Origin of the sequence: uncultured Ligilactobacillus sp., assembly GCF_948826705.1 — a bacterium.
Taxonomy (GTDB): domain Bacteria; phylum Bacillota; class Bacilli; order Lactobacillales; family Lactobacillaceae; genus Ligilactobacillus.
On sequence record NZ_CAQLEL010000020.1, the window covers coordinates 1 to 3,021 of the forward strand.

The window sequence follows — 3,021 nt, forward strand, 5'->3', positions numbered from 1 at the left end:
CTCCTGGTCAGCATCATGATCCACTTCCTAAATAATATTTTGCCTGCCTTATTCATGCTCTTTTCGGCATTATTTACCAAATAAAAAGATCCGCAAACTATCGCAGTTTGCGGATCTTTTTTGCTAATGCCTATTTATTTAAACGAGCATTTAATTCTTTAGTTAATTCTTCGTAACCTGGTCGACCAAGCAAAGCAAACATATTCTTCTTGTAAGCTTCAACACCAGGTTGGTTGAATGGGTTGATACCGTTCAAGTAACCTGAAATACCAACTGCGATCTCGAAGAAGTAGATCAAGTAACCTAAAGTATAAGCTGTTTGATCTGGGATGTTAACGATCATGTTAGGCACATCACCATCAGTATGAGCCAATACAACACCTTCCATTGCACGATCGTTGACATAGTTCATTGTCTTACCTTCAAGATAAGCCAAACCATCTAAGTTTTCTTCTTCCTTAGGGATCTCCGTGTCATGTGTTGGAGTTCCAACATGGATAACTGTTTCCATCAAGTTACGACGTCCTTCTTGGATGTATTGACCCAAGGAGTGCAAGTCAGTTGTAAAGTTAGCTGAAGATGGGTAGATACCCTTTTGATCTTTACCTTCAGATTCACCCATCAATTGCTTCCACCATTCAGCGAAGTATTGTAAGGTAGGTTCGTAGTTTTCCAAGATCTCAGTTGTGTACCCCTTGCGATACAAGATGTTACGCAAAGCAGCATATTGGTAAGCTTCGTTTTTAGCAAGATCTGCATCAGTATATTCACTACGAGCATCAGCAGCACCTTGCATCAAAGCATCGATATCAGCACCTGAAACCGCGATCGGTAATAAACCAACCGGTGTCAAGACTGAGAAACGACCCCCAACATCATCTGGGATCACGAATGTTTCGTAACCTTCTGCATCAGCTTCGGTCTTCAATGCGCCACGTGCGCGGTCTGTTGTAGCATAGATCCGCTTCTTAGCGCCTTCTTCACCATATTTTTCGATCAATTTTTCCTTGAAGACACGGAATGCGATCGATGGTTCAGTTGTTGTACCTGATTTTGAGATCACATTGACAGAGAAATCTTTGTCCCCGATGAGTTCGACTAGGTCATGAACATATGAACCAGAAATCGAGTTACCTGCAAAGAAAATTTGTGGTGCATTACGTTTTTCTTGTGGTAACAAGTTGTAGAATGTGTTTTGCAAGAAATCGATCGCTGCACGTGCACCTAAGTAAGAACCACCGATACCGATCACAACTAAGACTTCTGAATCGTTTTGGATCTTCTTAGCTGCTTCTTTGATACGGGCAAATTCTTCTTTATCGTAGTCAACTGGTAGATCTAACCAACCGCGAAAATCTGCGCCTGCACCAGTGCCTTGACGAAGTTGTTCGTCAGCGGCATTGACCATTGCTTGCATTTCGTTTAATTCATTGTCGTGAACAAACTTTGTTAAGTTTGAACTGTCAAATTTAATATGTGCCATGTTATAATTCGCTCTCCCTTTACAATTTACTACGGGTTTAATTATACTATAAAATACAGAATTTTAAAGTCAAAATCAAATATAAATTAAGATTTACGCTTAAAAACCCTTAATTTTACGATTAGACGATCACCATAAATGTAAACGCCACCGTTCTCCATATATAAAAAACCATGCCGCTCATGCGCCATGGCTTATAAATCATTATTTTAAAAGACCTAACATTACGCCACCGATGATGACCATCAATGAACCAATTGTAACATAGACCATTTCTTTTTTAGTTTTGTGTTCGCCTAAAAGTAAGATCGAACCAAATGTCGAGATGACGATCCCTGTTTGTGAAAGTGAAAAACTCACTGCTAACCCGATCATCGCAGTTGCTTGGAACATACACAAGTTACCTGTGCCCCAAACTAGACCTGTAATGATATTTTTGAAGCTTTCCTTTTTGAATGCATCTTTACCTAAAGCAAACATTGAAGCCCCAGCGACCATCCCTAAAGCTTGGGGTAAGACCATGGCTTGGGCGTCGACTTTCAATAAGTTGACAACGACTGTGTAGCCTAAGTAACCAGCTGTTGATAAGACCAATGCTGTCGTCCCTTTTTTCCAATCTTCATTTTGCTCGGTACTATTAGCACTCTTATCACGTAAAGCTGTTAACACAGCACCTACAACTAAAATGACTAAAGCTAATGAACCTAATGATAATTGGCGCGTCGTTGTCCACTCGTGAAATAAGAAGATCCCTGCTAAGGCGTTAGTCACCAATTGCGCCCCCGTTGAGATCGGCACGGTCTTGGAGATACCAACTGCTTTCATTGCGTGGAACTGTTGATTTTGGCCTAAACTCCAGAATAAACCTGATAAGATGCCGGCTACCCAAAGTTGCCAATTATTATTTGCTAAAAAGTTGCCTGGAGCGACTACTGTCATTGCGATCGCAAAGAGCAAAGCCCCCCAAGTCATCCCCAAGGTTTGTTGGTTAGCATTACCACCCAACTTACCACTGATCAATCCAATACTTCCCCATGCTAAAGCGGGGATCAAGGCTATCCACATAATCAATTCTCGTTTCTGCCCAATATGAATACTGCGGATAATTTTTTTTCAAGAAATCAACCAGCTCTTTCGTTTCATCTAAATTTGTACCAAAAATAGGATCTGTAAACATTAATCTTTTTAAAGGGAAATACTCAGCAGCCCGATTTATTTTATCCTTTATTTTCTCAAATTCTATTTTCCTATATTTGATTAGGTAATCGTCGCTTTGAACACAAAAAGCACATTTATAAAAGCACCCTCTGCTAAGGCTAATAGATAATTCATCTGACTTATACGGATATAAGTCATATCTAAGAGGTTTTTCCTCATTTAAATCAAGTATTTCTCCCGTTATAATCTGAGGCATATTTTTTCCATTACATAATATTATATTTCTAAGTGCATTTTCGCCCTCTCCCTTAATTACATAATCAACGTACATCTGTTTACCAACAAAGTCCTCTGGAACAGCAGTAGGGTGATAACCTCCA

Annotated in this window: 3 protein-coding genes; all 3 read right to left on the reverse strand. The window is 39.8% G+C overall.

The genetic code is table 11. From position 1 onward, the window contains the following. Positions 1-130 precede the first annotated feature (130 nt). Positions 131-1,483: a glucose-6-phosphate isomerase gene (locus Q9Q35_RS01325; protein ID WP_304651799.1), complete on the reverse strand. Its 1,353-nt coding sequence runs from the start codon at positions 1,481-1,483 to the stop codon at positions 131-133. A gap of 204 nt (positions 1,484-1,687) precedes the next feature. Then, on the reverse strand, positions 1,688-2,548 hold the full coding sequence (locus Q9Q35_RS01330; protein ID WP_370648868.1) for a GRP family sugar transporter: 861 nt from the start codon (positions 2,546-2,548) through the stop codon (positions 1,688-1,690). Next, positions 2,490-3,021 (reverse strand): hypothetical protein (locus Q9Q35_RS01335; RefSeq protein WP_304651801.1); only part of this gene is annotated, 532 nt, incomplete at its 5' end. The genes Q9Q35_RS01330 and Q9Q35_RS01335, both read right to left, overlap by 59 nt.

Excerpts from the sequence above, each read along its gene's own strand:
- Q9Q35_RS01325 (WP_304651799.1), bottom strand. The coding sequence starts at position 1,483 with ATGGCACATATTAAATTTGACAGTTCAAACTTAACAAAGTTTGTTCAC.
- Q9Q35_RS01330 (WP_370648868.1), bottom strand. The coding sequence starts at position 2,548 with ATGTGGATAGCCTTGATCCCCGCTTTAGCATGGGGAAGTATTGGATTG.